The 5,395-nt window shown below is 74.8% G+C and carries 5 protein-coding genes and 1 pseudogene; all 6 read right to left on the bottom strand.

The annotated features are described in order from the left end of the window. A partial coding sequence (locus ABZ885_RS34730) for an AraC family transcriptional regulator (protein ID WP_360197811.1) occupies nucleotides 1–935 on the bottom strand: 935 nt, incomplete at its 3' end. Further along, on the bottom strand, nucleotides 932–1,516 hold the full coding sequence (locus ABZ885_RS34725) for an isochorismatase family protein (protein ID WP_360197809.1): 585 nt from the start codon (nucleotides 1,514–1,516) through the stop codon (nucleotides 932–934). The genes ABZ885_RS34730 and ABZ885_RS34725, both read right to left, overlap by 4 nt. Before the next feature lie 120 nt (nucleotides 1,517–1,636). Next, nucleotides 1,637–1,990: a DUF6204 family protein gene (locus ABZ885_RS34720; RefSeq protein WP_360197806.1), complete on the bottom strand. Its 354-nt coding sequence runs from the start codon at nucleotides 1,988–1,990 to the stop codon at nucleotides 1,637–1,639. 198 nt (nucleotides 1,991–2,188) lie between these two features. Next, nucleotides 2,189–3,673 carry an MFS transporter gene (locus tag ABZ885_RS34715; RefSeq protein WP_360197803.1) on the bottom strand — a complete coding sequence of 495 codons (1,485 nt, stop codon included), beginning with the start codon at nucleotides 3,671–3,673 and terminating at the stop codon, nucleotides 2,189–2,191. Between the two features lie 32 nt (nucleotides 3,674–3,705). Beyond that, nucleotides 3,706–4,116 (bottom strand): annotated as a pseudogene (locus ABZ885_RS34710) (GNAT family N-acetyltransferase); the annotation flags it as partial. Next, the gene (locus ABZ885_RS34705; RefSeq protein ID WP_360197800.1) at nucleotides 4,117–5,310 is read right to left on the bottom strand and encodes a type III PLP-dependent enzyme; all 1,194 of its coding nucleotides are present in this window, start codon (nucleotides 5,308–5,310) and stop codon (nucleotides 4,117–4,119) included. Nucleotides 5,311–5,395: the final 85 nt, after the last annotated feature.

Raw genomic sequence — 5,395 nt, 5'->3', positions numbered from 1 at the left:
TCGGCTTCCTCTCTCTGCCTTTCGGTAGAGAAGGCGCGGGCGCGGAGGCGCCGCAGCATGCGGGCGTCCTGGAAACCGACCGTGCGGGCGGCGGATTCGGCGGTGACGCCGTGGGCGATGAGGTGTTCGGCGCGCTCGACCCGGAGTTCCTGCTGGTAGCGGAGCGGGGTGAGCCCGGTGGCCTCGGTGAAGTGGCGGGTGAGGGTGCGCTCGCTGACGCCGGCGGCCGCGGCGAGGTCGGCGAGGCCGAGCCGGGTGGTGAAGCGGGCGTCGATGAGGTCCTGCACCCGGTGGACGGCGTCGACGAGGTGGGCGCGGTGCCGGAGCATGACGCTCGCCTGCTGCTCGTCGCCGTTGCGCCGGGCGTAGACGACCATCTCCCGGGCGACCCGGGCGGCCGCCGCCGGTCCGTGGCGGACGGCGACCAGGTGCAGGGCGAGGTCGATCCCGCTGGCGATGCCGGCGGAGGTGATCACCCGGTCGTCGGCGACGTACAGCACGTCGCGGACCACGGTCGCGCGCGGATGGCGGGCGGCGAGTTCCTCCTGGACGTCGTGGTGGGTGGTGCAGCGGCGGCCGTCCAGCAGGCCGGCGCGGCCGAGGGCGTCGGCGCCCGCGCAGACGCTGGCGACGGTGCCGCCGGCCGCGTGGTGCGCGGCGAGCCGGGCCAGGGTGGCCGGCGCGAGCTCGCCGTGGGCGCGCAGGACGTGGGAGCGCCAGCCGGGGACGACGAGCAGGTCCTCCGCGGTCAGCTCGGGCCATGTGGTGGCGGCCCGGAGGGCCAGGCCCTGGGCGGTGGGGACGTCCTCCTGCTCGGCCACGTACCGGACCTCGTAGCCGAGGCCCTGCTCGGCGGCGGTGGAGAACACCTGGGCGGGCCCGGCGAGGTCGAGCAGGTGCAGCTGCGGCACGAGCAGGAAGACGACGCGCGTCACGATCCGGTCAGCTCCTCGACGCTGGTGACCCGGGCGAACCGCCCGGCCAGAGCGTACTCCGTGCGGGCGATGACCGCGTCGGTGGAGAGGGTGCGCGGGTCGGCGAGGATCTCGGCGAGGCTGCGGCCGGGCGGGGCGTCGCGGTGCTCGACGGGGTGGGTCGCGGTGGCGTCGGTGACGAAGACGACGTCGTACCCGAGGTCCGCGGCGACCCGGGTGGTGGTCTCGCAGCACTGCTCGGTGCGGATGCCGCAGACCACCACCTCGCGGATGCCGCGCGTGGTGAGCAGCTGCTGCAGGTTGGTGGTGGTGAACGCGTTGTGCGAGGTCTTGGTGATGACGGGCTCGTCGGCGGCCGGCTCCAGGCCCTCGATCAGGCGGACGTGCCCGTTCGCCGGGTCGAAGACGGTGCCGGTGCCCGGATCGCTGTGCAGGACCCAGACGACGAGGTCTCCGCCGGCGCGGGTGTGCTCGACCAGGCGGTTCACCTTGGTCGCGATGCCGGGGTCGGAGACGGCCGCCCAGTCGGCCCGCTGCCGGAAGGACTCCTGGACGTCGATGACGACGAGTGCGCTGTTCATGCTTCGAGCATGGTCGGCGCGGGGTGCAGCCGGAAGGCACCATCGGGGCCGGGTGCGGAACGATCCGGTCAGCGGGAGGCGGGAAGCGGGAGGCGGGAGGCGGGCGCAGGTCCGGGACCGTCAGGCGGTGCGGGCGGCGCGGCGCTGCCGCTTGCCCAGGGCGGCCTGGGAGAGGTCCTCGGCCTGGCTGCGCAGGTTCTTCCAGCCGTAGCCGCGCTCGCTCAGCCAGGCCTTTGCGGCTTCCTCGGCGCGCTCGGTCGCGTCCAGGATGTCCTCCTCCGCCTCGCCGGAGTCCAGGAAGCGGAAGGTGAAGGCGGCGCGGGCGGCGAGGTCGTAGCTGAGGTGACCTTCCGGGGTGAACGCGGCGTTGAGGATGCTGTGCTGGTCGGCGCGGGCGGTGAGTTCGGCGTGCTGGCCGGGGGTGAGGCCGTCGAAGACGCCGCGGACCATGATGCGGAAGGTGCGAGTGGTCATCCGCCGACCCTAGCCAGCGGGGTGGGACGGTTGCACCTGGTTTTCGCCTGCTTGTCCGCCGTCCCCGGCCGGCCGGCCGCCCGGACGTGATCAGGGGCAGTGGCGAGGGCGGTGACGGGCCCCCGCCCCGGGGAGCGGGACGGGGGCCCCGGGCCGTGCGCCTCGGGGGAGAGCGACGCACGGACCGTGGGGAGTGGCTCAGGCCTCGTGGAGGGCGCCGCCGGGCGCGGGGCCGGCCGCGGACGGTTCGTCGGCGGGTGCCCGGTGGACGGCGGGCCAGCGGATCCGGGTGGCGCAGAGCGAGACGACCGCCGCCGAGGCGGCCACCGCGGCCATGCCCCAGGTCAGGCCGCTGCCGTTGGCGATGAAACCGATCATGGCCGGCCCGGCCAGCAGGCCCGTGGTGCCCATGGCGGCCACCAGCGACAGCGCGTCGGAGCCCTGCCGGGCCGCGGCCACGTACACGCAGGGGGTGACGGCGGCGACGCCCGCACCGACGCAGGCGAAGCCGAGCAGCGTCGGCACCAGGCCGCCGACCAGCAGGGCGAGCGCGAGGCCGCAGCCCGCCAGCAGGCTTCCGGCCCGGACGATCACGCCGTCGCCGAGGCGGCTGCGCCAGCCGTCGGCGAAGATCCGGGCCAGCACCATCATGACCGAGACGACCGCGATGCCCAGCGGCGCCAGCGAGGGCGCCGCGTGCACGACGTCCTTGAGGTAGAGCGCCGACCAGTCGTTCATCGCGCCCTCGGTCACGGTGCCGAACACCATGGCGAGGCCCATCCAGAGCGTCACCCGGGAGGGGAGGGAGAGCCTGCGGCGCTTCCGCCCGTCCGCCGTCCCGGCTCCGGCCCCGGCCCCGGCGAGGTCCCGCGCGGGTTCCTGCGCGGGCTCCGCAGCGGGCTCCTGGGCGGCCGGGGCCGGCCCGGCGTCCCGGTCCTCCCGCAGCAGACCCGGCCGGGCGAGGCCGAGCACCAGCACCAGCAGCGCGACGGCGAGGCCGAAGTGGACCGCGAGCGTGCCGGTGAACGCGTTGACGCCGGAGGCGAGCAGGGCGGCCAGCAGCGAGCCGCCGCTGAACGTCGCGTGCAGGCGGGACATCGTGGTCCGCCGGAACCGCTCCTCCAGTGCCGCGCCCTGCGCGTTCATCGCGACGTTCAGACAGCCGACCGCGACGCCGTCGCAGAACACGACCAGCAGCGTGACCGGGTAGTCCGGCACCACGGAGAGCGCGAGCAGGACGGCGCCCAGCGCGAGCGCGGAGACGATGGCCAGCATGCGCGAGCCCAGCCGCTTCATCAGCCACGTGACGAGCGGGAAGGAGACGGCGGCGCCGATGCCGCAGACCATCAGCAGCAGGCCGATCTCGGCCTCGCCCAGGTCGAGCCGGGTGCGCAGCGCGGGGAGCCGCGAGACCCAGGTCGCGTACTGGAAGCCGAGGAAGAGGAACAGGGCCGCGATGGCCAGTTGCGACCGGCGGTAGTCATCGCGAACGCGGAACATGTGCATCAGCCCACTTCGACTTTCGGTGCCGACCCGGCCGGCCGGACGTTGGTGTGCCCGGCCGGGCGGACGGGGGAGGACGTCCCGGCCGGGAGGAGCGGCATCGACATGTAGACCGCGCGGTCGCCGTAGCTCGCCGGGAGCACGACTCCGGGGTCGGCCCGGTAGCCGAGCGGGGCCCACAGGACGTCGCTGCCGCGGACGGCCACCAGCGAGATGGTGGTGAAGCCCCGCTTCCGGGCCGTCCCGGCGAGGTGGGTGAGCAGCACCGGTGCCAGGCCCCGGCCGCGCAGCTCCTCGGCGATGACGAGGTCGTGCGCGTGCATGTTGCTCCCCGTTCCCGTGCCGGACCCCGGGTCAGGGCTGATGCCGGGTGCCGTCCCGGCCGCCTCCGCGCGGCTCAGGTCCGGGCAGTGGAACAGCGGGTAGGGCAGGGCCAGCAGGTAGCCGCCGAACCGCCCCCGGTACTCCAGGGCGAAGCAGGTGTCGGGCGAGGCCCGGCCGCGGGACTCCAGGGCGGCCCGGCCCTCGGACAGGCCGCTCGCGGCGTAGGCGCGCTCCTCCAGCGCGACCACGTCGTCCCAGTCGCCGGCGGCCAGCCGGCGGATGCGGATGTCGTCGGACATCTACCCGTCACCTCCCATGGAGACGTCGCCACCGCGGATGCAGGTGTACGGAAGCGGCTGAAAGCCGTTGAAGCCCTGGGTCGTGTAGGCGGTGGCGTACGCGCCGCAGGAGAAGATCCAGACCGGGTCCCCGGACGCGGCGGCGGCCGGCACCGGGACCAGGCCGTCCTCGTCGGCGTACGCGTCGTCGCTGTCGCAGGTCGGGCCCGCGACGACGGCCGGCACATACGGCGGTTCCGGATGGGTGGGGAACTCCAGCCGGTACTGCAGTTCGTCCATCTCGTACAGGCCGTTGAACTTGCCGCAGCTCAGGTAGAGCCAGTGCTGCCGCTCGCCGGAGAGCTGCCGCCGCGCGGACAGCCGGGAGACGTGGGCCCGGATCGCGCCGTGGTCGGCGACCAGGTGGCGGCCCGGCTCCAGCAGGAAGTCCAGCGGCGAGGCCGACACCTCCCGCAGGCGCTGCATGCCCTCCCGGAGCACGGCGAAGATCTTGTCCAGCGGCGGGTCGAGCGGCCGGCCCCGCTTGTCCAGGACGCCGAGGGCGGGCAGGCCGCCGCCCAGGTTGACGTGGTCCAGCAGGATGCCCCGAGCGTTCAACGCCTCGGTCACCGCGGCCAGTTCGTCCACCGCACGCTGCCAGGCCCCGGCGGTCATCTGCTGCGAGCCGACGTGGACGGAGAGGCCGGCCGGGGTGAGCCCCGCCGCCCGCGCCGTCTCCAGGACCAGCACGGCGTCCTCCGGCGAGCAGCCGAACTTCCGGCTGAGGCCCCAGAGCGCCCCTTCGCCGCTGGTCGCGAGCCGGCAGAACACCCGGCTGCCGGGCGCGTGGACGGCCAGCGCCGCCACGTCGGCCAGGCTGTCCGTCGCGAAGTCCCGGACGCCCAGCCGGTACGCCTCGGCGATGTTCCGGTCGGACTTGACGGTGTTGCCGTAGTGGATCCGCCCGGCCGGGACGCCGGCGCGCAGCGCCTGGGCGATCTCGTGCGGGCTGGCCGCGTCGCAGCCGGCGCCGGCCTGCGCCAGGGCCGTGAGCACCTCGTCCACCGGGCACGCCTTCATGGCGAAGCGGACGGAGATCCCGGGCAGTTCGCGTAGCAGCGTGGCGTACTGGCCCTCGATCCCGTCGAGGTCGTAGACGATCCGGTCGTGGGTGGAGGCGGCCAGGGCGGCGCGCAGTGTCGTGGTGTGACGCATCGTCAGCATCGTCGCGAACCCCGCCCGGCTATCGCTGCGGCCGGTCGAGGCCGGTGTCGGCGCCGGCGCCGCTCGCGGTGCCGGC

The sequence above is a fragment of the Kitasatospora sp. NPDC047058 genome, from assembly GCF_040643935.1.
In the GTDB taxonomy this organism is placed as follows: Bacteria; Actinomycetota; Actinomycetes; order Streptomycetales; family Streptomycetaceae; genus Kitasatospora.
Note: the sequence above shows the minus strand (reverse complement) of the source record. Positions and strands in the feature narration are given on the sequence as shown.

Coding starts and splice junctions, on each gene's coding strand:
- ABZ885_RS34725 (WP_360197809.1), bottom strand. CDS start 1,516: ATGAACAGCGCACTCGTCGTCATCGACGTCCAGGAGTCCTTCCGGCAG.
- ABZ885_RS34720 (WP_360197806.1), bottom strand. CDS start 1,990: ATGACCACTCGCACCTTCCGCATCATGGTCCGCGGCGTCTTCGACGGC.
- ABZ885_RS34705 (WP_360197800.1), bottom strand. CDS start 5,310: ATGCGTCACACCACGACACTGCGCGCCGCCCTGGCCGCCTCCACCCAC.